Source organism: Pseudoflavonifractor sp. An44 (assembly GCF_002161675.1).
Lineage (GTDB): Bacteria > Bacillota > Clostridia > Oscillospirales > Oscillospiraceae > Enterenecus > Enterenecus faecium.
In genome coordinates this window covers 25,555-48,584 of sequence record NZ_NFIH01000016.1, presented here as the reverse complement: position 1 = coordinate 48,584, position 23,030 = coordinate 25,555, and the positions used below count along the sequence as shown (strand labels likewise).

16 protein-coding genes and 2 riboswitches are annotated in these 23,030 nt (G+C 61.8%); of the genes, 7 read left to right on the top strand and 9 right to left on the bottom strand.

The window, feature by feature from the left end:
- Positions 1–20: 20 nt before the first annotated feature.
- The 8 genes from B5F98_RS08750 to B5F98_RS08715 form a co-directional block, all read right to left on the bottom strand.
- On the bottom strand, positions 21–341 hold the full coding sequence (locus B5F98_RS08750; protein ID WP_087371513.1) for a hypothetical protein: 321 nt from the start codon (positions 339–341) through the stop codon (positions 21–23).
- A 515-nt stretch (positions 342–856) separates the two neighbouring features.
- On the bottom strand, positions 857–1,801 hold the full coding sequence (locus B5F98_RS08745; RefSeq protein ID WP_087371510.1) for an alpha/beta hydrolase: 945 nt from the start codon (positions 1,799–1,801) through the stop codon (positions 857–859).
- Positions 1,802–1,820: 19 nt separating this feature from the next.
- Entirely contained in the window at positions 1,821–2,351 is a 531-nt protein-coding gene (locus B5F98_RS08740; RefSeq protein WP_087371507.1) for a DUF308 domain-containing protein, read from the bottom strand.
- 779 nt (positions 2,352–3,130) lie between these two features.
- A complete protein-coding gene (locus tag B5F98_RS08735) occupies positions 3,131–4,534 on the bottom strand; it encodes a Sapep family Mn(2+)-dependent dipeptidase (RefSeq protein ID WP_087371504.1) in 1,404 nt (467 codons plus the stop codon).
- Between the two features lie 87 nt (positions 4,535–4,621).
- On the bottom strand, positions 4,622–5,260 hold the full coding sequence (locus tag B5F98_RS08730; protein WP_087230607.1) for a helix-turn-helix transcriptional regulator: 639 nt from the start codon (positions 5,258–5,260) through the stop codon (positions 4,622–4,624).
- Positions 5,261–5,470: 210 nt separating this feature from the next.
- Positions 5,471–6,211: an amino acid ABC transporter ATP-binding protein gene (locus tag B5F98_RS08725; protein WP_087371501.1), complete on the bottom strand. Its 741-nt coding sequence runs from the start codon at positions 6,209–6,211 to the stop codon at positions 5,471–5,473.
- A gap of 1 nt (position 6,212) precedes the next feature.
- Positions 6,213–8,033, bottom strand: a complete 1,821-nt coding sequence (locus B5F98_RS13340; protein WP_242955067.1) for an ABC transporter substrate-binding protein/permease — start codon at positions 8,031–8,033, stop codon at positions 6,213–6,215.
- A 109-nt stretch (positions 8,034–8,142) separates the two neighbouring features.
- A riboswitch (Lysine riboswitch) is annotated at positions 8,143–8,313 on the bottom strand.
- A gap of 115 nt (positions 8,314–8,428) precedes the next feature.
- Positions 8,429–9,838 carry a sodium:alanine symporter family protein gene (locus B5F98_RS08715; RefSeq protein WP_087371498.1) on the bottom strand — a complete coding sequence of 470 codons (1,410 nt, stop codon included), beginning with the start codon at positions 9,836–9,838 and terminating at the stop codon, positions 8,429–8,431.
- A gap of 125 nt (positions 9,839–9,963) precedes the next feature.
- Positions 9,964–10,063, bottom strand: a riboswitch (glycine riboswitch).
- 975 nt (positions 10,064–11,038) lie between these two features.
- Here B5F98_RS08715 and secA point away from each other — a divergent pair.
- The 6 genes from secA to B5F98_RS08690 all read left to right on the top strand — a co-directional run bounded on the left by secA (position 11,039) and on the right by B5F98_RS08690 (position 20,860).
- The gene (secA, locus tag B5F98_RS08710; protein WP_087371495.1) at positions 11,039–13,828 is read left to right on the top strand and encodes a preprotein translocase subunit SecA; all 2,790 of its coding nucleotides are present in this window, start codon (positions 11,039–11,041) and stop codon (positions 13,826–13,828) included.
- A 34-nt stretch (positions 13,829–13,862) separates the two neighbouring features.
- Entirely contained in the window at positions 13,863–14,675 is an 813-nt protein-coding gene (gene pgeF, locus B5F98_RS08705) for a peptidoglycan editing factor PgeF (protein WP_087371493.1), read from the top strand.
- Entirely contained in the window at positions 14,672–16,159 is a 1,488-nt protein-coding gene (locus B5F98_RS08700) for an ABC transporter substrate-binding protein (RefSeq protein WP_087371489.1), read from the top strand. The genes pgeF and B5F98_RS08700 overlap by 4 nt, the downstream gene beginning before the upstream one ends.
- A gap of 14 nt (positions 16,160–16,173) precedes the next feature.
- Positions 16,174–19,872: a phosphoribosylformylglycinamidine synthase gene (locus B5F98_RS08695; RefSeq protein WP_087371486.1), complete on the top strand. Its 3,699-nt coding sequence runs from the start codon at positions 16,174–16,176 to the stop codon at positions 19,870–19,872.
- A gap of 208 nt (positions 19,873–20,080) precedes the next feature.
- On the top strand, positions 20,081–20,251 hold the full coding sequence (locus B5F98_RS13065) for a hypothetical protein (RefSeq protein WP_164488798.1): 171 nt from the start codon (positions 20,081–20,083) through the stop codon (positions 20,249–20,251).
- Positions 20,252–20,254: 3 nt separating this feature from the next.
- Positions 20,255–20,860 carry an N-acetyltransferase gene (locus tag B5F98_RS08690; RefSeq protein WP_087371483.1) on the top strand — a complete coding sequence of 202 codons (606 nt, stop codon included), beginning with the start codon at positions 20,255–20,257 and terminating at the stop codon, positions 20,858–20,860.
- Between the two features lie 439 nt (positions 20,861–21,299).
- On the opposite strand, the gene B5F98_RS08685 is transcribed toward B5F98_RS08690, so the two are convergent.
- Entirely contained in the window at positions 21,300–21,605 is a 306-nt protein-coding gene (locus B5F98_RS08685; protein WP_087230582.1) for a YerC/YecD family TrpR-related protein, read from the bottom strand.
- 166 nt (positions 21,606–21,771) lie between these two features.
- Here B5F98_RS08685 and B5F98_RS08680 point away from each other — a divergent pair, with 166 nt between their 5' ends.
- Positions 21,772–22,884 (top strand): metallophosphoesterase, encoded by a 1,113-nt coding sequence (locus B5F98_RS08680; RefSeq protein ID WP_087371478.1) that lies wholly within the window; start codon positions 21,772–21,774, stop codon positions 22,882–22,884.
- Positions 22,885–23,030 lie beyond the last annotated feature (146 nt).

The window sequence follows — 23,030 nt, the reverse complement described above, 5'->3', positions numbered from 1 at the left end:
TTGAGCCGCCGGGGGTTTCCTCATGGGTGAATGCGTTGGAGAAGGGCCTGGGCCCGGGGGTGCTCCCGCAGCCAACTGAGGTCCGGGTCCTGCTCCAGCTGGCCCAGCAGCAGGGCCCGCAGTTCTCCGGGCTGGAACTCCTTGGCCTGGGGGGCCATGCGGCGGTACAGCACCGTGTCCCCCAGCTGCCAGGGCTGCTCCAGGGTCTCCAGCATCTGCTCCAACCGGGTGAGGGCCTCCTGGGCGTCCCGGTTGTGCACCGCCACCTGCCACAGGGCGGTGTACTGGTGGTACGGCCACAGCGCCAGAGCCTGGGCCAGGGCCTGGGAGGTTTCCGCCACGGAGCGGGCGGCGGGATTAACTGCAGTTAAATAGATAAAAATGCAGGCGCTCCAGGATTCCCCTAGCCATTTGGGCTGGTGGGAAGTTGGGGGGCCTGCATTTGATATAGACGCATTTTTGATCTTAACAAGTATGTGAAGGAATTAGACTAAGATATGTGTGAGCTAGCTGTCTTTGTTTGGGTGTAACTTTAGAGTGAGTAATATTGCGCAAAGCGGCCCACTGCTGTTGTTCTAAAAAGATGTAGCGGCAATGAGACATGCGAGCGGCTAGCCCACTGAGTGTGTATGGCCGCCCATCGGGCCGCTGTTTTGTTATCAGCTTATGGAAGATTTCCTCTGTGGCTGCATGAACTTGGGTTGAGTCTGTCCATAGAATAGAATTTAAATTTGGAAAAAATTCCACAAAAAAACCTTTACCACAATATCGAAGATGATAGTTTAACTGGGCATCCGTCATAATAGGATACTCTCCTTATTTCTTTGTTGGAAAACTTGCCAAATGGAAAGGGCATTTAATCGTAACGCTGTAAAAAATCCGCCACGTGCTCCATGGCCTCCCCAGCGCTTTTCAGAGGGAACATCTGGAACACGTGCCACATGTCCGGCCAGGTGCGGATGACGCAGGGCACTTCCGCCTCCCGCAGCTTTTGAGCCAGGGCGGTGGAGTCGTCCCGGAGGATTTCCCGCTCTCCCACGTGGATGAGGGTGGGGGGAAAGCCGTGGAGATCGGCAAACAGGGGGGACAGGTGCGGGTCGCTCCAGTCGGTCTGAGGGGCGTAGGCGGAGCGCACCGCCTGGATGTAGTTCATGGTGAGCATGGGGTCTAAGTCCCGGGCGCTCTGGTAGGACTCCCCGGAGGCGGTGAGGTCGGTCCAGGGGGAGAAGAGCACCAGCCGCCCGGGTAGGAACCGCCCGGACTCTTTCAGCTTCAAGGTCAGTTCCAAAGCCAGGTTGCCCCCGGCGGAGTCCCCGGCCACAATGACGTCCCGGGCGCCATACCCCAGGTGCATCAGGTAGTCCCAGGCGGTGAGGGCGTCCTCTAAGGCGGCGGGGTAGGGGTGCTCCGGGGCCAGACGGTACTGGAAGGCCAGGGTCTCACAGCCGGTGGCGGCGGATAGTTTGGCCGCCAGCACCCGGGCGTAGCCCAGATTGCCGCTGGTGTAGCCGCCGCCGTGGCAGTAGAGGATGACCCGCCGCCGCTGGTGGCCCCGCTCGGGGCGCACCCAGGCCATGGACATCTGGTGGTGGGTAAAGGGCTCCCAGCTAAAGCCGATGGGGGGAGAGGCCAGCCGCCCCAGCACCTCCTGGCCTCTGCGCTGACGGTTCAGGTCGGCGGGGTCCATGGAGTCGGGGGAGGTGGCGGAGTGGATGGTTTTCAAAGCGGACATCATGCCTTCGGTAATCCGCTTATTCAGACGCTCGGCGCGCTCCCGGGGGAGCAGGGAGTGGTATTTCATATAAAGGGACCTCCAGGTATCAGGGGTGACGGGCGGACAGGGCGGTGATGAGGTCGCCGATGCCGTCCACAATGAGGCCGATGCCAAAGACCATGATGACCATCTGGGCGGCCTGGAAGGGGTTGACGATGAGTACCAGACCCACGATGAGGGGCACCAGAGTGGAGATGACGCAGAAGGCCAGGCCGGGGGCGTGGTCCTGGATGGCCGCCAGCATCAGGGGCAGCTTTCCCACCCCGTCCATGAGCAGCAGAGCGCCCAGCACGAAGGGGAGAAAGGAGAGAATCACATGGGGGCGGAAGAGGGCGAACAGGGCGAAGAACAGGGGTAAAACGGTGAGAAACAGGTCGCCTCCGAAGGACTGGCCCACTTTCCGGCCCTGGAGGTAGCGGATGAGGTGGGGAATGGCGTACACCACACAGCCGATGGCCAGGGCCCAGACAAAGGCGGTACCCACGGCGGCGGGAAAGAGGACCAGGGGCAGGCCCAGGGCGATGTAGAGCACCGCCATGCCCACCGAGGCGTTGCGGGACCAGAAGTAGTTGAACATAGTATGACCTCCTCAATGGCCCGCAAACGGGCGGGCCGCAGATCTGAGTTCATTGTACCACATCCACCTGACAAGGGCCAGGGAAGAATGGTGCAATTCTTTGTCTCTGACCTGAGGGGCTTGCTCTCCTCCGATTTCTCAGGCGGAAACCAGCGCCCCTGGCAGGGACGCTCCGCTTTCCCCAATTTCTCCGCGATGAGAAATTGGGGAAAGAATCGCCAAAGGCGGGGCCTTCCCCCGCCTTGTGGAATCCACCCCGCGGTACTGGATGCCCCTGCGTTCTCCTTGTTTCGGCCCTTGGCCTGGTGGGGTCACATGGATGGCGTGGAAATTCTACAGAAAGTACCTACTTCTCTGGCAGACAATGCTTCTGTCCCCAGGGCCTTACCCTGGTGAGCCGCTGTTCCCAGCGACCGGAAGCTAGGCTCCCGGCGGCGGGAACGCCGCTTGGCCAGGATAGGCCCGGACGTGGAAATTGCCTGGCTATAGGGCCAGCTGCCCAAGGTTGCCTGGTGTGGTGGCAGCGACAGGAGCCACAGCAAGGGTGACGGGACGACCATAGACTTGACGCACGTCAGCCTCGTACCCCAGGGGGGTACTTAGGGGGGAACGCCCTAAGCGGGTTTTGGTTTCTTTTGCCCGCTCAAAAGAAACCCCCAGCGGGGAGCGTCCCCACCAGGCCGGAGGGCTGGAACAAAGAAATAAGAGAAGGGGAAACTTTTTCCCCAGTGTGCCGAAAAACCAAAGGGGCCGCTGCATGGTGCAGCGGCCCCAGAAGATTATTCAGCGCACATATCAAGGATAATGTGGGCAAAGAGCTTGGCCGACAGCATCAGGTCGGCGATCTTCACCCGCTCGTCCGCCCCGTGGAGGTGGGTGTCAAACCCGGGCATGGTGCAGCCGAAGGCCACGCCGCCGGGAATCTCGTGGACGTAGGTGCCGCCGCCGGTGGACAGGCACTCGCCCTTTTGTCCAGTGTACTCCTCGTACCGCTTCAGCAGCGTCTGCACGAAGGGGGAGTCGGCGGGGGTGTGGTGGGCCTCCTCCTGCTCACCTTCAAAGGTGAAGCCACTCGTTTCAAAAGCGGCCCGGGCCACGTCCTCACAGTTTTCCTTGGTGGCGCACAGGGGCACCCGGGAGTCAAAGCGGCCGGTGAGTCCGGTCTCGGTGACCTCCAGCAGGGTGAAAGCCACGGTCAAATCCCCGGCGATGGGCTCGGACTGGGCGATGCCCAGGGCCCGCCCGTGGTAGTCCCCGTGGGGAAGCAGGGTGTTGAGCTGGTTCAGGGCCTCCTTGCAGGGACCCTCGGCCAGAGGCAGGGCGCACAGCAGGGCGATGAGGCCGGTGACGGCGTTGTTGCCCCCCTCAGGCCAGGCGGCGTGGCTGCCCTCGCCTTTGGCGTGGATGACGGTGCAGCCGTCCTGGCTGGTGCAGGTGAAGGTGATGCCGGTGCGGGCGGTGATGTCCCGGGCGAAGGGGTGCACGTCGTGGAGGGTGAGCCCCTCCACCGCTGCCTCAGCGTCGCCGGGGAGCACGTTGATGCGGAAGCCGCCGTGGAGCCACTTCACCCGGGGCAGAGCCTCCTGGACGGGCCAGGAGCGGGAGAAGGTGGGCTTTAAGCCGCCCTTCTCGGTGTTGATGACGGGGTAGCCGGAGTCAGGGGAGAAGGTGGCGGGGGCGAAGGGGTGGCGGGCAAAGTACCAGGCGATGTCCCCGGAGCCGCTCTCCTCGTTGGTGCCCATGATGAGGCGGCAGTTGGACTTCAGGGGCACACCCAGGTCCTTCACCGCCTTCATGGCCAGCAGGGAGGCCACCACAGGGCCCTTGTCGTCGTCGGTGCCACGGCCATAGATGAGGCCATCTACCACCTTGGGCTGATAGGGCTGGGTGACGGTCCAGCCCTCGCCGGGGGCCACCACGTCCAGATGGCCCAGAATGTGCAGGGCGTCTTCCTTGTCGCACAGGTCGGCGGTGCCCACGTAGCCCTCGTGGTTTTGGGTGATGAGGCCCCACTCCTGGGCCAGCTTCAGGCCCTCTTCCAGCGCGGCGGCGGGGCCGGGGCCGAAGGGAGCGCCGGGCGCGGGCTCGCCCTCCACGCTGTCAATGGACACCAGGCGGCACACGGCGTCCACCAGCATGTCCTGCTTGTCCTGAAAATAAGCTTCTAACTGTTCACGATACATGATGTATGATCTCCTTATGTAAACGAATGTATAACTATTCCACATTGTAGTCCACCGAGGCGGAAAAAACAAGGGAAGAAAGGGGGATTATTCCTCCTCGCTGTGCTCGGCCAGCTCGCCCAGGTACTTGTACACCGTGTACCGGGACACCCCCAGGTGCTTGGCCACATAGGGCACGGATTTGCGGAAGGAGAAGGCGTTTTTCTGCTCCAGCATGGCAATCATGCGCAGGCGGTCCTTCTTATTCAGAGCGTCCACCGGCTTGCCCAGGGCGGCCAGGCACCGCTCGAAGAGGTCGGCCAGCTGCTTGGAGTCCCCCTCCTGCCACAGGGCGGACTGCAAGTCCGAGCTGGCGCTCATCAGGTCCACCAGAATGCGGTTGGCAAACACCAGAGAGGTGTAGTCGAAGTTGATGCCCAGGGCCAGGTTGTAGTCCTCGCCGATCATGTGGAAGGTGGAGGATTTGGTCTGGCGTCCGTCGGGGGTGGTGGCGGCCAGGTTGACAAAATCCGTCACCGAGGAGTCGGCATCCAGCTCCAGGCCGATGCCCAGGATATCCATGGTGGAGCCCACCTCTCGGCCGGAGACATGGCCGTTATAGATGGACAAAATGGGATGGGAGGGGACTCCCATGTCGTGCACCAGCGTCTCACAGGAGGAGCCGAACATCTCGGCAATGCCCCGGGCGGTGCGGTCTAAAAATTCAAAGGCTTCATCTCTCGTCATATGGAAGCCCTCCTTCTTTACAAACTGTCAACCTTTATTGTACTAAATCGCGGCCAAGTTGGCAAGGGGAAACTGCCCTCAAGTCTCCACCTCAAATTAAAATTCGTGCCACTGTGGGGCACACCATACTTATTCACTATTCATTTTTCATTATTCATTAAAACCCGCCCCGGCGGAGTACAACGTTTGCACTCTGCCGGGGCGGGTTTCTCATTCTCCCATAAAACGGGACAAAAACTCCCGGGTCCGGGTCTGCTTGGGGTTGGTGAACACGTCCTTGGGGTCGCCCTGCTCGCAGATGACTCCATCGGCCATGAACACCACGTGGTTGGACACGTCCCGGGCGAAGGCCATCTCGTGGGTCACCACCAGCATGGTCATGCCCTGGGAGGCCAGGTCCCGCATGACGGAGAGCACCTCGCCCACCATCTCCGGGTCCAGGGCGGAGGTGGGCTCGTCGAAGAGCAGCACCTCCGGCTCCATGGCCAGGGCCCGGGCGATGGCCACCCGCTGGCGCTGGCCGCCGGAGATCTGCCGGGGGCGGGCGTTGATGTAGGGGGCCATGCCCACCTGCTCTAAGTACTTCATGGCGTTTTCCTTGGCCTCGGCCTTGGACTTTTTCAGCACCTTCACCTGGCCCACCATGCAGTTTTCCAGCACGGTCATGTTGTTGAACAGGTTGAAGGACTGGAACACCATGCCCACCTGGGAGCGGTAGCGGCAGGGGTTAAAGCCCCGGGCGGTGATGTTCTCCCCGTGGAAGAGGATGTCTCCGGCGGAGGGGGTCTCCAGGAGGTTGATGCACCGCAGCAGGGTGGACTTGCCCGAGCCGGAGGCGCCGATGATGGAGGTCACGTCTCCGGGCCGGACGGTGAAGTCGATATCTTTCAGCACCTGGTGGCTGCCAAAGGACTTGGACAGGTGCTTGACTTGTAAAATGGCGTCGCTCATATTACCGCTCTCCTCTCGTGCTGCCGTTGCGGTCCCGCTGTTCCTTGCTGTGCTCGTCAAAGGGCGTGCCCCGGTTGGGGTGGCTGTAGGTCCCGGCGGCCATGGTCAGGGCATCCACCTGCACCAGCTCGTAGTTGTCCGAGCCGTCCATGCGCTTCTCAATGAGGCGCAGCAGGGCGGAGGCAATGAGGGTCATGGTCAGGTAGCCGATCATCTCGATGGCGGCGGAGGGGAAGTACATGTTGTTCACGCCCACGATGTAGCGGTGGAAGGCGAAGAACTCGGTGAAGCTGATGATGAACATCACGGACGTATCCTTGATGTTGATGATGAAGTTGTTGCCGATCTGGGGGATGATGTTGCGGATGGCCTGGGGCAGAATCACCGAGGTCATGGTCTGGAAGTGGTTCATGCCGATGGCCCGGGCGCCCTCAGTCTGACCGGGGTCAATGGAGATGATACCGCCACGCACCGACTCGGCCATGTAGGCGCCGGTGTTGATGGACACCACGATGATGGAGGCCAGCCAGATGCCGGAGGAGCCCCGGAAGGCCACCGAGCCATTGGTGAAGTAGGGCAGGCCATAGTAGATAAACACCGCTTGCAGCACCATGGGAGTACCGCGGAATACCTCCACATAGATGCGCACCAGGGCCCGAATCACCTTCAGGATGACCCGCTTGGGCAGGGGGTCCTGCTTGGCGTAGGGGATGGTGTTCAGAATGCCGCACACCAGGCCGATGATACAGCCAATGACGGTGGCGGCCACGGCCAGCACTAGGGTGTTCAAGATGCCCTTGAGGTAGCCGGTGTGGTACTCACTCCACAGCTGGGCCATGTCGTGGCCCAGCTTGACAAAGAGGTTGGCGTCGGTGTCGTCGGTGGCGGGCTGGGCAGCGATGGCCTGGTCCATGATGGCGTCAAAGTCCTCCGCTGTGAGCTGGGAGAGCACGGCGTCCATGGCGTCCTTGAGCTGGGTGTTGCCCTTCTTCACGGAAATGCCGATGTTCACGTTCTCCGCCCGCTCAGCCTCGGTCTCAAACTGGAAGTCCCCGTCGGTGCCGGAGAAGTCCAGCACCACCAGGTTGTCGTCCTTGGCGGCGGCGCCCTTGGCGGTGGGCATGTCGGTGCAGATGAAGTCGGCCATGCCGGTTTGCAGCTGCATAATCATGGCAGGGGCGTTGTCGGCGGGGGACAGGATGTTGGCGTCGGGAATCTGGGGCAGACAGGAGTCATACCAGATGGTGCCGGACTGGGCGGTGCAGATGCCCCCGGCCAGGTCGGCAATGGAGGTGGCGGAGGCGTAGGGGCTGTCCTTGGAGGTCAGGCACACGATGGTGGCGTAGTAGTAGGGGCCAGCCATGTCCACTTCCTTCATCCGGTCGGCGGTCATGGACTGGCCGGCGATGTTGGCGTCCATGGTGCCCGCCTGGACGGCGGGGGTCAGGGAGTCCCAGGAGCTGGACACCACTTCCAGCTCCCAGCCGTAGGCCTCACAGATGCGCTTGGCGATCATCACGTCATAGCCGTTGGCGTAGGACCCGGACACGTTGGAGATGGGCACGGCTCCGTTGGAGTCGTCCATCTGCATCCAGTTGTAGGGGGCGTAGGCGCACTCCATACCCACGGTGAGCACGCCGTCCTCCAATCCGGGGATGGTGGAGGTGTCCACGTCGGTGAAGTCGGGGACGTCGGGGACGTCCGCGGCCGGTGCCTGGCTGGCAGAGGTGTTGGAGCCGGAGTCCGAAGGGCTGGCGGTACAGGCCGCCAGGGACAGCACCAGCGCCACCGCCAGGAGCAGGGCAAAGAGTTTCTGTTTCATGGGGGTTCCTCTCTCCTTCTTTTTTCGAATAAACAAAAAGACCATGAACCGCGTGATGCGATCATGGTCAACAAACCCCCGCCCACGAGAGGGACGGGAACTTTTGGCTTGCCATGATAGCGCTTCACACCAGGGGGTGTGACAGTCCGCCGGGTATTTCCCGACGACCCAGGCACAAAGCGGGTGGAAGCCCCTTTGCCCTTCGGCGGTGACACCTCGCACCCCACGCCCTTCCAGGCTCATGTGGGGCACCCATTGGCACCGCGCCTCTATCAGTGGTTCATTTTGGCGGTATTATATCTCCCCCGGGCAGAATTGTCAACCAATCCGAAGATTTTTGGCAAACCTGCCCGGGGGAGTGGAGGGGGGACAGAGAAACTATAGGGAAATTCCCATTATTTCAGGGCGTTTCCCCGGCGTTTGGCGATGCCCACCACGATGGAGGACAGGGCAAACAGGGCGATGGCGTTGGGGATGACCATGAGGTTGTTGAACAGGTCGGTGAGGCCCCAAACCAGGTCGTTGGACATGGTGGTGCCCAGGAAGATGAACACCAGGGCCAGCACCCCGTAGACGGGGGCGGCCTTTTTGCCGAAGAGGTACATCACGTTGATCTTGCCGAACAGGTTCCAGCCCAGCACGGTGGAGAAGGCGAAGAAGAACAGGCAGATGGCCACGAAGATGGCCCCGAAGTGGGCGCCGAACACGGTGCCGAAGGCGGTCTGGGCCAGGTTGGCGCTGTTGAGGGTGGCGGTGACGTCCCCCACATAGCCGCCGGCCAGGGGGCCGTCGGAGGTGTACAGGGTGGAGATGACCACCAGGGCGTTGAGGGTGAGCACCACGAAGGTGTCGATAAACACGCCCACCATGGCCACCACGCCCTGCTCATGGGGGTCTTTCACGTTGGCCTGGGCGTGGGCGTGGGGGGTGGAGCCCATGCCCGCCTCATTGGAGAACAGGCCACGCTTGGCGCCCTGGCTGACGGCGGTTTTGATGGCGTAGCCAAAGCCGCCGCCGATGATAGCCTGGGGCTGGAAGGCGTAGCGGAAGATCATGGCGAAGGTCTCGGGCAGGTAGGCGATGCGGGCCACCAGCACCGCCACAGCGCCCAGCAGGAAGATGGCGGCCATGATGGGCACCAGCTTCTCGGTGACGGCGGCCAGACGCTGCACGCCGCCCAGGAAGATGAAGGCGCAGATGACCACCAGCACCACGCCCATCACCCAGGAGGGCACGCCAAAGGCGGTCTGGAAGGTGGAGCCGATGGAGTTGGACTGGACCATGCAGCCCATAAAGCCCAGGGCCAGGATGATGGCCACGGCGAAGAACCCGGCCAGAAACTTGCCGAAGGCGCCCCGGAAGGCGGTGGTGATGTAGTACACCGGGCCGCCGTGGATGTGGCCGTCCTGGTCAATGACCCGGGTGTGGATGGCCAGGGTGGCCTCGGCGTAAATGGTGGCCATGCCGAAGAAGGCGATGATCCACATCCAGAAGATGGCCCCGGGGCCGCCGGTGAGGATGGCGCCGGAGGCGCCCACGATGTTGCCGGTGCCCACCTGGGCGGCGATGGCGGTGGCCAGGGCCTGGAAGGAGCTCATGCCCTGGGCCTGGGCCCCGCCCCGCAGGGACAGGTTGCCAAAGACCTTTTTCATGCCCTCGCCAAAGCAGCGCACCTGCACAAACCGGGTGCGGATGGAGTAGAACAGGCCAACGCCAATGAGCAGAAACACCAGAATGTAGCTGGATAGGTAGTCATTTAAGGCGTTGACCACGGGTAAAAGTGCGGCTTCCAATTGCTGAACCATGTTGAATCCTCTCCTCGAGCTGTTTTTGACAAAACAAAAACAGGTTGCGGATGGAATACTCCGCAACCTGAGGAAATGACGGTGCTGGCACCGACTCCCCAACGGGGGAGCGGGTGCGTCGGCGTATGATTTCCTCTGTCCTTTTGCCTGAGAGATTGGCGGGAACCAGCGGTCCCCACGTTGCACCTTCGGCACTCATTGCTGAGCTTCTCCAGAGTTACATCCACGTACAGTCCTCACCCCGTGTCCCGGGGAACCTGAGAGTGTCACTCCTTCGGTAGGCCGACCCTGGCCTTTTCCTGCACGCTTCGTCTGCTTTTGTTTTGTTGTGATGGACATTATACCGCCACATGCGGACAGTGTCAAGGGGAATTTTGTACAGTAAAGTGGTGCATAAAGGGGTGGGAATTTAGATGCACCTCCAGGCGCAGAGCACCCCCGGTGCAGGGGGAGCTGTCTGCCGCTAGGCAGACCCGTCGAACCGCCCCTGTTTCAGGCTTGCCAGCCGGGGTTTGCTCCGCAGGGTGGCTTTCTCAGCGATGAGAAAGCCACCAAAGAATCGCCAAAGGAGGGGCCTTCCCCCTCCTTGTGGAATCCACCCCGCTTTTCTGGGCTGTGAGGAGTTGCTTCCCAGGCCGGGCCGAAGGGCGTTTGCCATACCAAGAGGGAAAGCAGCGCTTCTCTTTTTGGTCGCTGCTGGGGTGGTGCGCCATTCTCTTGTTTTCGGCCCTACCTGTGGCGCACCCCGGCCGACGGCGGCCGGGCGAGGCCGCTCCCCCAGACCTGAGGCCCTGGTGGAAGGAGCGGGAACTGCCAGCGGAGCAGAAATTGCCCAGAGATATGCCCAGCCATCCAACCAGCCCCACCAGGCCCAGGGCCGACTTGAGCCTCGACCCGGTACAAAACATAAAAACATGGGGTTTCCAAAGGGATCTCCCTTTGGTGGGTCTTTGGTTACTTTCTGCCCATCAGAAAGTAACCCCAGCGGAGCGAAAAACAGGCTGGCAGGGTCTAAACTCACCTCAGACAGAGGGACAAGCCCACCCACACGCCCCAGTCAGGGGGCTTTTGGGTGGGGCAACGCCCAAAACATACTGAAATTTCAATTTCCTCTTTTTTCTCGTGGGGGAGTATGGTATACTACATAAGTTAAAATGGGTTTTTCTACCCAAGCACTGAACCAGAAAGGAAGCGCGCAACATGGGTTTGTTTACGAAAATATTTGGCACCCCGTCCCAACGGGCGGTCAAGGCGCTCACCCCCCTCGTGGATAAAATTGAGGCCCTGGAAGAGGAAATGAAGGCCCTCACCGACCAGCAGCTGCGGGCAAAAACCGACGAGTTTAAGGCCCGTCTGGCCAACGGCGAGACGCTGGACAACATCCTCCCCGAGGCCTTTGCCGTGTGTCGGGAGGCAGACTGGCGTGTCCTGGGTATGCGTCCCTATCGGGTGCAGCTCATCGGCGGCATCATCCTCCACCAGGGCCGTATCGCTGAGATGCGCACCGGTGAAGGTAAGACCCTGGTGGCCACCCTGCCCGCCTACTTAAACGGCCTGTCCGGCAAGGGCGTGCACATCGTCACCGTCAACGACTACCTGGCCAAGCGTGACTCGGAGTGGATGGGTAAGGTGTACCGATTCCTGGGCCTGTCTGTGGGTCTGGTCATCCACGGCGTGGATAAGGAGGCCAAGAAGAAGGCCTACGCCGCCGACATCACCTACGGCACCAACAACGAGTTCGGCTTCGACTACCTGCGAGACAACATGGCCATCTACGGCAAGGAGCTGGTGCAGCGTGGCCACAACTTTGCCATCGTGGACGAGGTGGACTCCATCCTCATCGACGAGGCCCGTACCCCTCTGATCATCTCCGGTCAGGGCGAGAAGTCCACCCAGCTCTACCAGCTGGTGGATAACTTCGTGGCCCGTCTGACCTGCCAGCGGGTGGCCTCCGTGGACGCCAAGGAGGAAGAGGACGTCAACATCGACGCCGACTACATCGTGGACGAGAAGGCCCGCACCGCCACCCTCACCGCCCGTGGCGTGGCCAAGGCCGAGCAGCAGTTCAACCTGGAGAACCTGTCCGACCCCGAGAACACCACCCTGTCCCACCACATCAACCAGGCCATCAAGGCCCGTGGCGTCATGCGCCGGGACATTGACTACGTGGTGAAGGACGGCGAGGTCATCATCGTCGACGAGTTCACCGGCCGTCTCATGTACGGCCGCCGCTATAACGAGGGCCTGCACCAGGCCATCGAGGCCAAGGAGCACGTCACCGTGGCCCACGAGTCCAAGACCCTGGCCACCATCACCTTCCAGAACTACTTCCGCCTCTACGACAAGCTGTCCGGTATGACCGGTACCGCCATGACCGAGGAGGAGGAGTTCGGCCAGATCTACTCCCTGGATATCGTGGAGATTCCCACCAACCGCCCCGTGGCCCGTGTGGACCACCCCGACCAGGTGTACAAGACCCAGGCCGGCAAGTACCGGGCTGTGGTCCGTCAGATCAAGGAGTGCCACGAGAAGGGCCAGCCTGTGCTGGTGGGTACTGTGTCCATTGAGATCTCCGAGCTGGTGAGCAAGCTGCTGACCCGGGAGGGCATTCCCCACAACGTGCTGAACGCCAAGCACCACGACAAGGAAGCGGAGATCGTGGCCCAGGCCGGTAAGCTGGGCGCCGTCACCGTGGCCACCAACATGGCCGGCCGTGGTACCGATATTATGCTGGGCGGTAACGCCGAGTACATGGCCAAGGCGCTGCTCCGCCGCCAGGGCATGAGCGACGAGCTTTTAGCCGAGTGCGACGGCCACGCCGACACCGACAACGAGGAGATTCTCGCCGCCCGTGAGGCCTTCGCCCAGGCCGAGGCCCAGTTCAAGGCCGAGATCAAGGAAGAGGCCGAGAAGGTCCGGGAAGTGGGCGGCCTGTACATCCTGGGCACCGAGCGCCACGAGTCCCGCCGCATCGACAACCAGCTGCGCGGCCGTGCCGGCCGTCAGGGCGACCCCGGCGAGAGCTGCTTCTTCCTGTCCCTGGAGGACGATATCCTCCGCCTGTTCGCCTCCGACTGGATTCAGAGCGTCATGGATAAGCTGGGCGTGGACGAGGACACCCCCCTGGACCAGAAGATGCTGTCCAACGCCATCGAGAAGGCCCAGCGGAAGGTGGAGTCTCAGAACTTCCAGATCCGTAAGACCGTGCTGGAGTACGACGACGTGATGAACACCCAGCGTGAGGTCATCTACAAGCAGCGCCGCCAGGTGCTGGACGGCGAGGACGTCCACGCCGCCATTGAGAATATGCTCACCACCACCGTCACCAACCTCATCGCCGGACACACCGGAGAGCAGGGCAAGCTGGACGAGGCTGGCTTCAAGGTGGCTATGGCCCCCTGGGTCAACGTGATGTTTACCGCCCAGCAGCTGGACGATGTGAAGGGACAGCTGGGGAGCCTGTCCACCCAGGCCCTCACCGACAAGCTGCTGGAGCTGGCCCATGCCAACTACGAGCACCAGGCTGACTCCATTGCCCAGCAGCTGGCGGAACTGGGCCAGACCGCTATCTCCAACCCCATGGGCGAGCTGGAGCGGGTCATTCTGCTGCGCGTGGTGGATGAGTACTGGATGGACCACATCGACGCCATGACCGAGCTGCGCCAGGGCATCGGCCTGCGGGCTTACGGCCAGTCTGACCCCGTGGTGGAGTACAAGCGGGAAGGCTACGACATGTTCGAGGAGATGATCGCCGCCATCCAGGAGGAGACTCTGCGGCGCCTGTACTCCGCCCGCATCCGCACCAACCAGGGCATCCAGCGTCAGCGTGTGGCCAAGGTCACCGGCGAGTCCGGCGGCTCGGACAAGACCGTGACCCAGCAGCCCACCAAGAAGACGGTGAAGATCGGCCGCAACGACCCCTGCCCCTGCGGGTCCGGCCTGAAGTGGAAGAAGTGCACCTGCGAGCAGTACCACCACGGGGAAGAGTAACCTTTGTGACCCAATCACCGGGAGGTAACCCACCATGACAATTGTCCAGAAGCAACATCAATCTGTGGTCTTTTTGGCCTCTGAGGAGATGGAACAGGCCGGGGGAGTGGCCCACGGCTTCTCCACCCGCCTGGGCGGCATCTCAGAGGGCATGTGGGCGTCCCTGAACCTGGGCGTAAGCCGGGGGGACGACCCGGACCATGTGCGGGAGAACTACCGCCGGTTTTTGACCGCCATCGGGGCCCAAGGGCCCCGGATGGCCATGTCCAATCAAGTCCATGAAAACCATGTGCGGGTAATCACCAAGGCGGACGTGAAAGAGGACCCCTACGAGAAGGTGTCCTATGAGGCCGACGGCCTGGTCACCGACCTGCCCGGGGTGACCCTGGTGATCTTTTCCGCCGACTGCCTGCCCATCTTGTACTATGACCCGGTGCGCCAGGTGGTGGCCGCCGCCCACGCCGGGTGGCGGGGCACCGCCGCCGACATCGCCGGGGCGGTGGTGCGCAAGATGGAAGAGGTGTACGGCTGTGACCCCCAGAACATCCTGGCCGCCATCGGCCCGGGCATCGGCCCCTGCTGCTTTGAGACCCATGAGGACGTGCCCAACGCCATGATGTCCGCCTTCTCCACCCCGGTGCTCAAGTATCTGCACATCCAGGAAAACGGCAAGTATTCCGTGGATTTGAAGGGAATTAACGCCATGCGCCTGGAAAAGGCGGGCGTGCCCACCGAGAACATCGGCGTGTGTGAGCTGTGCACCAGCTGCCACCCGGACCTGTTCTGGAGCCACCGCCAGGTGGGCACCAACCGGGGCTCCATGGCCGCCGCCATTGGTTTGAAATGAGACGCAAGACCCAACTAGCGGCCCTGGCCGTGGCGGGGGCGCTGCTCCTGTCCGGCTGTACCGCCGCCACGGAGGAGAACCCGGTTCAGTCTGCCGCCCCCACCGGGACGGTGCAGCCGGTCCAGACCGGGACCTTCTCCCTGGCCTATGACCCCAAACAGACCATGCACCCCATCACGGGCACCAACGGGGCGAATTTGGAGCTGGGGGGATTGGTGTACCAGGGCCTGTATGAGCTGGACCAGAGTTTCCAGCCCCAGCCCCGGCTGGCTGCCGGGGCCACCGCCGGGTCCGATGGCCTGACCTGGACGGTGGAGGTGGCCCAGGGGGTGTGCTTCTCCGACGGCACCCCCCTCACTGCCGCCCATGTGGTCTCCTCCCTGGAGACCGCCCGCACCGCCACCCGGTACCAAAATCGCCTGTCCGGCGTCACTGGGGTGGCCCAGACCGGGACCTATACCCTCACCATCACCCTGTCCCGCCCCAACGCCAACCTGCCCGCCCTGCTGGATATTCCGGTGGTGCTGGAGCGGGAGGGACAGGACCCCCTGGGCACCGGGCCCTACCTGTTGCAGGATGGGGCCCTGGTGGCCAACCCTTACAGCGGCCAGGTGGACGCCCTGCCCGCCCAGACCATCCCCCTGGTGGAGGTGAGCACCCCGGACCGGCGCAAGGCCGCCTTTGACAGCGGCGAGGTGTGGATGGCCACCACCCAGTTTTCCGACCCCCAGGCGGTGGGCTACTCCGGCACCTGTGAGGTGTTCGACTACCCCACCAGCCAGCTTCTCTACCTGGGCTTCCAGACCCAGCGAGGGGTGTGTGCCGACGCCGCGGTGCGCCAGCGCATCTCCTCGGCCCTGAACCGGGACAGCCTGGTGCAGGTGCAGCTGTCCGGCCATGGGGACCCCACCCCATGGCCCATCTCCCCGGCGTGGGGAGAGCTGCCCGAATGGACCCAGGGGGGCACGGAGGAGACTACCGGGGGGAGCCTCACCCTCATCGTCAACGAGGACAACTCCACCCGGCAGCAGGTGGCCCAGGCTGTGGCCAATCAGCTGGAGGGGGCGGGGTTTACCGTAACCGTGAAGTCCCTGGCCTGGGAGGACTATGTGTCCGCCCTGGAGCGGGGCAATTTTGATTTGTACCTAGGCCAGGTGCAGCTCACTTCGGATTTTGACCTCACCGCTCTGCTCACCGGGTCCTTGAGCTATGGGGGCACCCAGAGCGAGGTGCAGGAGCTGCTCAACGCCTGGCGCAGGACCGGGGGAGAGACGGAGCTGGAGGCCTATCTGGCGGGCTTTGCCCAGCAGACCCCGCTGGCTCCCATCTGTTTTTTACGGGGTTCCCTGCTGGTGCGGTGGGGCCTGGTGACGGGGGTGACCCCCACCCAGTCAAATCTCTATGCGAATGTGGATCAGTGGACGATCTGGTCGTCCGTGGAAGATAAAAACGCTGGTATCCAACAGCAAGACAAAGATAAATAAGGGAGAGTGTGGCAATGAGCAAGGTATTTCGCTGCTTTGTGGAAAAGAAGCCCGGCTTTGACGTGGAGGCAGGGCACCTGATGGGAGAGCTGAAAGGCCCCCTGGGGGTGGACTCCCTCACCGGGGTGCGGGTCATCCGCCGCTACGACGTGGAGGGAGTGGAGCGCAGCGTCTACGACGCCGCCCGCACCACCATCCTCTCGGAGCCCCAGGTGGACGGCATTTGGGACGAGGAGATGCCCCAGCTGCCCCAGGAGCCCCACACCATCGTGGCCGTGGAGGCCCTGCCCGGCCAGTATGACCAGCGGGCGGACTCCTGCGCCCAGTGCTTCCAGATGATGACCGGCGGCGAGCGCCCCACCGTGCGCTGCGCCACCGTGTACGTGCTGGAGGGAACCCTCACCGAGGAGCAACTGGACAAGATTCGTGGCCACCTCATCAACCCCGTGGAGAGCCGTCAGGCTAGTCTGGACAAGCCCGAGACCCTCCAGGGCCAGTACCCCGTGCCCGAGGCGGTGCCTGTGCTCCACGGCTTCACCCAGCTGGACCGGGAGGGGCTGGAAGAGCTGCTGGCCCAGTACGGCCTGGCCATGGACCTGGCGGATCTGACCTTCCTCCAGACCTATTTCCGGGACGAGGAGGGGCGTGACCCCACCCTCACCGAGGTGCGGGTGGTGGACACCTATTGGTCCGACCACTGCCGCCACACCACCTTCTCCACCCACTTGGACAGCGTCAGCGTCAAGCGGGACGACGTGAAGGCCGCCTATCAGCGCTACCTGGACGCCCGGGTGGAGGTGTACGGCCAGGAGAAGGCGGACAAGCGGCCCCAGACCCTCATGGATTTGGCTACCATCGGCGCCAAGACCCTGAAAAAGCGGGGCATGCTCCCCGAGCTGGACGAGAGCGAGGAGATTAACGCCTGTTCCATCCACGTCCCCGCCCAGGTGGACGGTACCGAGCAGGATTGGCTGCTCATGTTCAAAAACGAGACCCACAACCATCCCACCGAGATTGAGCCCTTCGGCGGCGCTGCCACCTGTATCGGCGGCTGTATCCGGGACCCCCTGTCCGGCCGTGTGTATGTCCACCAGGCCATGCGTGTCACCGGCGGCGGCGACCCCACCGTGCCCTTCTCCGACACCATCCCCGGCAAGCTGCCCCAGCGCAAGATTGCCCAGACCGCTGCCGCTGGTTACTCCTCCTACGGCAACCAGATCGGCCTGGCCACCGGACACGTGGCCGAGGTCTACCACCCCGGCTACATCGCCAAGCGCATGGAGTGCGGCGCTGTGGTGGGTGCCGCTCCCGCCAGCCACGTGCGCCGGGAAGTGCCCGCCCCCGGTGACGTGGTCATCCTGCTGGGCGGCCGTACCGGCCGGGACGGCATCGGCGGTGCCACCGGCTCCTCCAAGAGCCACAACATGACCTCTCTGTCCACCATGGCCAGTGAGGTGCAGAAGGGCAACGCCCCCGAGGAGCGGAAGATTCAGCGCCTGTTCCGCCGGGGCGACGTGACCCGCCTCATCAAGCGCTGCAACGACTTCGGCGCCGGCGGTGTGTCCGTGGCCATCGGCGAGCTGGCCGACGGCCTGACCATCGACCTGGACGCCGTGCGCAAGAAATATGACGGCCTGGACGGCACCGAGCTGGCCATCAGCGAGAGCCAGGAGCGTATGGCCGTGGTGGTGGCCCCCGAGGACGCCGCCGCCTTCATGGCCGCCGCAGCGAGCGAGAACCTGGAGGCCTATCAGGTGGCCGTGGTCACCGAGAGCCCCCGCATGGTCATGACCTGGAAGGGCCAGACCATCGCCAACCTGAGCCGAGACTTTTTGAACACCAATGGCGCTGTCAAGCACGCCCAGGTGGAGGTGCCCCAGGGCACCGTGAAGCCTGTGGCCGGGGCCAATACCCTGCGGGATATGGCCGGCAGCTTGAAGAGCGCCTCCCGCCGGGGCCTCACCGAGCGGTTCGACGGCTCCATCGGGGCTGGCAGCGTGCTCATGCCCTTTGGCGGTAAAACCCAGCGCACCCCCGCCCAGGCCATGGCCGCCCTGTTCCCCGTGGAGCCCGGCCAGGAGACCGACCAGGCCAGCCTGATGGCCTGGGGCTTTGACCCCGACTGGATGAGCGCCGACCCCTATCTGGGTGCTCAGGCCAGCGTGGTCACCTCCGTGGCCAAGATTGTGGCCGCAGGCGCCGACTACACCCGTGCCTACCTCACCTTCCAGGAGTTCTTTGAGAAGCTCCGGGACGAGGCCAAGCGCTGGGGCAAGCCCTTCCAGGCGCTGCTGGGCGCTCTGGACGCTCAGCTGGGCCTGAACTGTGCCGCCATCGGCGGCAAGGACTCCATGTCCGGCTCCTTCATGGAACTGGACGTGCCCCCCACCCTCATCTCCTTTGCCATCGCTCCCGTGAAGGCGGGCGAGGTCATCACCCAGGAGTTTAAGGCCGCTGGCCACCCCGTGTACCTCTTCGGCGGGGCCGACCTCACCGACTACGCCGGACACCGCACCGCCTTTGAGAAGTTCCACGCCCTGTGCCGCACCGGAAAGGTGGCCGCCGCCTGGGCCGTGGAGAACGGCGTGGCCGAGGGCGTCATGAAGATGGCCTTCGGCAACGGCGTGGGCTTTACCGCTGAGAGCGGCGTCAACGCCCCCTGGTACACGCCCTGTCCCGGCATGATCATTGCCGAGTGCACCGAGGAAGTGGAGGGCGGCGTGCTGCTGGGCTACACCGACGAGTCCGGTGCCGTCACCATTGGCGACGATACCGCCCCCATCGCCGAGCTGCTGGAGCTCAACGACAGCGTGCTGGAGACCGTGTACCCCACCGACGCGGGCCTGTCCGGCGACGTGGAGACCATCTCCTGTGAGAAGCGCTCTCCCGCCGTGTTCAGCGGCTCCATTGCCAAGCCCCGGGTGGTCATCCCCGTGTTCCCCGGCACCAACTGTGAGTTTGACTCCGCCCGGGCCTGTGTGCGGGCCGGCATGGAGGCGGAGATCGTGGTGGTGCGCAACCTCACCGCCGAGGATCTCCAGCAGTCCGCTGTGGAGTTGGAGAAGGCCATTGCCAGAAGCCAGATCATCTTTGTGCCCGGCGGCTTCTCCGGCGGCGACGAGCCCGACGGCTCCGCCAAGTTCATCTGCTCCTTCTTCCGCAACCCCCGGCTCACCGATGCGGTCCACGACCTGCTGAAGAACCGAGACGGCCTGATGCTGGGCATCTGCAACGGCTTCCAGGCTCTCATCAAGCTGGGTCTGGTGCCCTACGGCGAGATTCGGGACATGGACGACAGCTGCCCCACTCTGACCTATAACACCATTGGCCGCCACCAGAGCCGCTATGTCACCACCCGTGTGGCCTCCGTGAAGTCCCCCTGGATGCTCAAGAGCCAGGTGGGCGACCTGCACTCCATCGCCATCTCCCACGGCGAGGGCCGCTTCGTGGCCCCCGAGAGTGTGGTGCGGGAGCTCATCGCCAACGGCCAGGTGGCCACTCAGTACGTCAACCCCCTCACCGGAGCCCCCACCATGGACATGGTGGGCAACCCCAACGGCTCGGTGTGCGCCATTGAGGGTATTTTCTCCCCCGATGGCCGGGTGTTCGGCAAGATGGGCCACTCCGAGCGGTGCGGCGCCCATGTGGGCGTGAACATCGTGGGCGACAAGATGCAGCCCATCTTCGAGTCCGGCGCTCTGTACTTCAAATAAACAAAATAAGACAAGTCCCCAGGCCAAACGGCCTGGGGGCTTGCTTTTGAAAGATAGGTTTTACAGAAATTGTTTACAACAAATATGTGATAAATTTGGACAATACGTGCATGTAAAATATCAACAATCTTGATATAATAAGAACACAACTAAAGGTTGTGATTCATATCATGGAGAGATAAGCAAAGTAAGATAGGAGGTGCAAGGTATGTCCACCAAGAGCATTTTGAAAACCATTCACATCAAGGACAGAAAATCTGCACTTGCACTGGTACGGGCTTTGGAGAATGCAGGAGGAAAGTCACAGAAAGACGTTGTTATGCAACGGTCCCATTCTGAGGCGTCCCGAGAGGATATTCGCAAGATGTTTGGGGCATGAGAGATGACGGGGTATAAAGTTGTCAATTTAAAACTTATGGTGGAGGAGCTTGGAGAAGAACGTACCAAAGAGCTCCTTTCCTCTTTTTCGTGCCCGCTTAATGAAGATGTGGAGAATTTCTTCACTCAGAAGGCAGTGGAGTTTTCTAAACGCAGCTTGTCTCAAACACACATTGTGTATGCATCTTATCGGGGAAAGGCAGAGATAGCCGGGTATTTTACCTTGGCCAATAAGTATATTACCGTCAAGAAAAATCGCTTATCTGGGTCGTTGGCGAAACGAATTGCCAAGTTTGCAGTATATGACCCAACGATTCGCTCTTACACGTTATCCGCTCCACTGATTGCCCAGTTGGGAAAGAACTACACCAATGGCTTGAACTGCTTGATGACAGGAGACGAGTTACTGAAGTTAGCTTGCGATAAGGTGTCCAAAATTCAGCTGGAGCTGGGAGGCAGGGTAACTTATGTGGAATGTGAGGACAAGCCGAAGTTAATTGAGTTTTATTCTTCCAATGGATTTTGTGAATTTGACAGAAGAACATTGGATCGAGATGAAACCGGTCTTGCTGGAGAGTATCTTGTGCAGATGTTGAAGTACATACACTAGGAGAAAACAACTAAACTAAACAGCCCCCAGGCCAAACGGCCTGGGGGCTTGCTATTTTGTGTCGTATCCGGTATCATGATGTGGGTGCTACCATACGGTTGGCGGTTTGTCCCCCCTGCTTCATAAGGGGGTGCTTCTTGCCCCCTGAGAAAGGGGGTGGTCCCGGTGACATATGTGACATTTTCTGATTTGATTCAGATTGGCATTTTAGTCGTGGGGATAATTGCTCTGTTTCAGAACATAAAAAAGAAGTAACCGCCAGTCTCCCAAACTTCCGGTTACTTCTTAAGTAAACGCTGGGGGACAACCGTCACCGGTAGCACCCTTCGCTTATATGATAGCCCGTTTTCGGAGGAATGTCAAGATGAAGACCGGGCTGTGTATGGACAATCGGAGGAAGAGCCAAAGCTGGCTCTTCCTCCTGCTTGTTGTTGGGACGTTATTCTGAGGGCTCCTGGTCCTCTTTCTGCCGCTGAATCATCCGGTGCATGCCTCCGGTGCCGAAGGAGAAAATCCGGTTGACCCGGCTGATGGTGGCGGAGCTGGCCCCGGTCTTCTCCAGAATCTCGGTGTACACCAGCCCCTGGTCCAGCAGGCGGGCCACGTCATACCGCTGCTCCATGGCCCGCAGCTCTCCCACGGTACACAAATCATCAAAAAAGGCGCAACACTCCTCCACGCTCTTCAGCTGCACAATGCTCTCATACAGCGCCATGCTGCGCTCCTTGCTCGCTACTTTGGGCATAGGCTCCTCCTTGTGGATGGGTAGTTTCTGATACGTTTATCCTAACACATTGAAGCGATGAAGTAAACGGTTTTTTCACTCCGCCTTGCGGCGGGTTTCTTTTGCACCGGGGGAGAAGTCGTGATATGATAAAAGGGAATACATGCCACACGGAAGGATGAGTCCCATGAGTTCCACAGCTAAGCTTCTACGGCCTGACATTGCCCCGGGCAGACGGGTGCTGGCCATCAGCGATATCCACGGAAACCTGCCCTTTTTTCGTGGCGTACTGAAAAAAGCCGAATTTACCCCTGAAGATGTGCTCATCCTGGTGGGAGACTTGTTTGAAAAAGGGGAGGAGAGCCTGGGCCTGCTGCGCTATCTCATGGAGCTGGGGGAGACCCACACCGTGTACCCCCTGTGCGGCAACTGCGACCACCTGGACCTCATCTTTTTGGAGGGGCGGCCGGGCATTGACGAGGCCCTGTGGCCGGTGTTTCGCACCTGGGACCAACGCTCTCTCATCCTCCAGATGGGGGCAGAGCTGGGGCTGCATCCCCAGGGGCCGGAGGACCTGCCCCGGCTGCGGGCGGAGATTTTGGAAAAAATGCCCCGGGAGGTGGCATATTTGCGGGGGATGGCCCACATCCTACAGGCAGGGCGGTACATTTTTGTCCACGGCGGCATTGACCGGGAGGAGGACATGGAGTCCCTGCCCGCCTACGGCTGCATGAAAAACGACAACTTTGTGGGCCAGGGGCGGAACTTCCACCACTGGGTGGTGGTGGGCCACTGGCCGGTGACCCTCTACCGCACCGACATTCCCGTGGCCCGGCCCTGGATGAAAGAGGACCAGCACATCGTCTCCATTGACGGCGGCTGTGTGCTCAAGGTGGACGGCCAGCTCAACGCCCTCATCATCCCCGACATCACCCAGGAGCACATGGACTATGTGGCCTATGACGGCCTGCCGGTGGTGACGGCCCTGGATGACCAGGCGCCATCCCAGGATTCCTTTAACATCCGCTGGAGCGACAGCGTGGTGGAGATTTTAGAGGAGGGGGAGGACGTGTGCTGGTGCCGCCATGTGTCCACCGGGCGGGAGATGTGGATTTTGCGCCACTACCTGTACACCCGCCAGAGCGACGGCCTCACCCACACCGAGGACACCACCGACTATGAGCTCCCCATCCAGGCCGGGGACCGGCTGGCCCTGGTTACCGAATGCAGCCGGGGCTACCTGGTGAAAAAACACGGGGTGACGGGTTGGTACCGGGGAAGGATAAAGGGCAGGGAATAGGTAATAGTGAAGAGTGAAGAAGTAAGGTGTGCCGCATAGCGGCACGGATTTTAGTCGAAGGGGCCTTTCTTGACAGAAAACTCCATTGCAACAATCCCAAACCTCTGCTATACTGCATCGGGGCTTTGCCCCTACTATTACGGAAA

What these genes read in the sequence shown, in the direction of transcription:
- secA (WP_087371495.1), top strand. Translation starts at nt 11,039, where the DNA reads ATGGGTTTGTTTACGAAAATATTTGGCACCCCGTCCCAACGGGCGGTC.
- B5F98_RS08740 (WP_087371507.1), bottom strand. Translation starts at nt 2,351, where the DNA reads ATGTTCAACTACTTCTGGTCCCGCAACGCCTCGGTGGGCATGGCGGTG.
- B5F98_RS13065 (WP_164488798.1), top strand. Translation starts at nt 20,081, where the DNA reads ATGTCCACCAAGAGCATTTTGAAAACCATTCACATCAAGGACAGAAAA.
- B5F98_RS13340 (WP_242955067.1), bottom strand. Translation starts at nt 8,033, where the DNA reads ATGAAACAGAAACTCTTTGCCCTGCTCCTGGCGGTGGCGCTGGTGCTG.
- B5F98_RS08695 (WP_087371486.1), top strand. Translation starts at nt 16,174, where the DNA reads ATGAGCAAGGTATTTCGCTGCTTTGTGGAAAAGAAGCCCGGCTTTGAC.
- B5F98_RS08715 (WP_087371498.1), bottom strand. Translation starts at nt 9,838, where the DNA reads ATGGTTCAGCAATTGGAAGCCGCACTTTTACCCGTGGTCAACGCCTTA.
- B5F98_RS08680 (WP_087371478.1), top strand. Translation starts at nt 21,772, where the DNA reads ATGAGTTCCACAGCTAAGCTTCTACGGCCTGACATTGCCCCGGGCAGA.
- B5F98_RS08685 (WP_087230582.1), bottom strand. Translation starts at nt 21,605, where the DNA reads ATGCCCAAAGTAGCGAGCAAGGAGCGCAGCATGGCGCTGTATGAGAGC.
- B5F98_RS08735 (WP_087371504.1), bottom strand. Translation starts at nt 4,534, where the DNA reads ATGTATCGTGAACAGTTAGAAGCTTATTTTCAGGACAAGCAGGACATG.
- B5F98_RS08730 (WP_087230607.1), bottom strand. Translation starts at nt 5,260, where the DNA reads ATGACGAGAGATGAAGCCTTTGAATTTTTAGACCGCACCGCCCGGGGC.
- B5F98_RS08700 (WP_087371489.1), top strand. Translation starts at nt 14,672, where the DNA reads ATGAGACGCAAGACCCAACTAGCGGCCCTGGCCGTGGCGGGGGCGCTG.
- B5F98_RS08690 (WP_087371483.1), top strand. Translation starts at nt 20,255, where the DNA reads ATGACGGGGTATAAAGTTGTCAATTTAAAACTTATGGTGGAGGAGCTT.
- pgeF (WP_087371493.1), top strand. Translation starts at nt 13,863, where the DNA reads ATGACAATTGTCCAGAAGCAACATCAATCTGTGGTCTTTTTGGCCTCT.
- B5F98_RS08745 (WP_087371510.1), bottom strand. Translation starts at nt 1,801, where the DNA reads ATGAAATACCACTCCCTGCTCCCCCGGGAGCGCGCCGAGCGTCTGAAT.
- B5F98_RS08725 (WP_087371501.1), bottom strand. Translation starts at nt 6,211, where the DNA reads ATGAGCGACGCCATTTTACAAGTCAAGCACCTGTCCAAGTCCTTTGGC.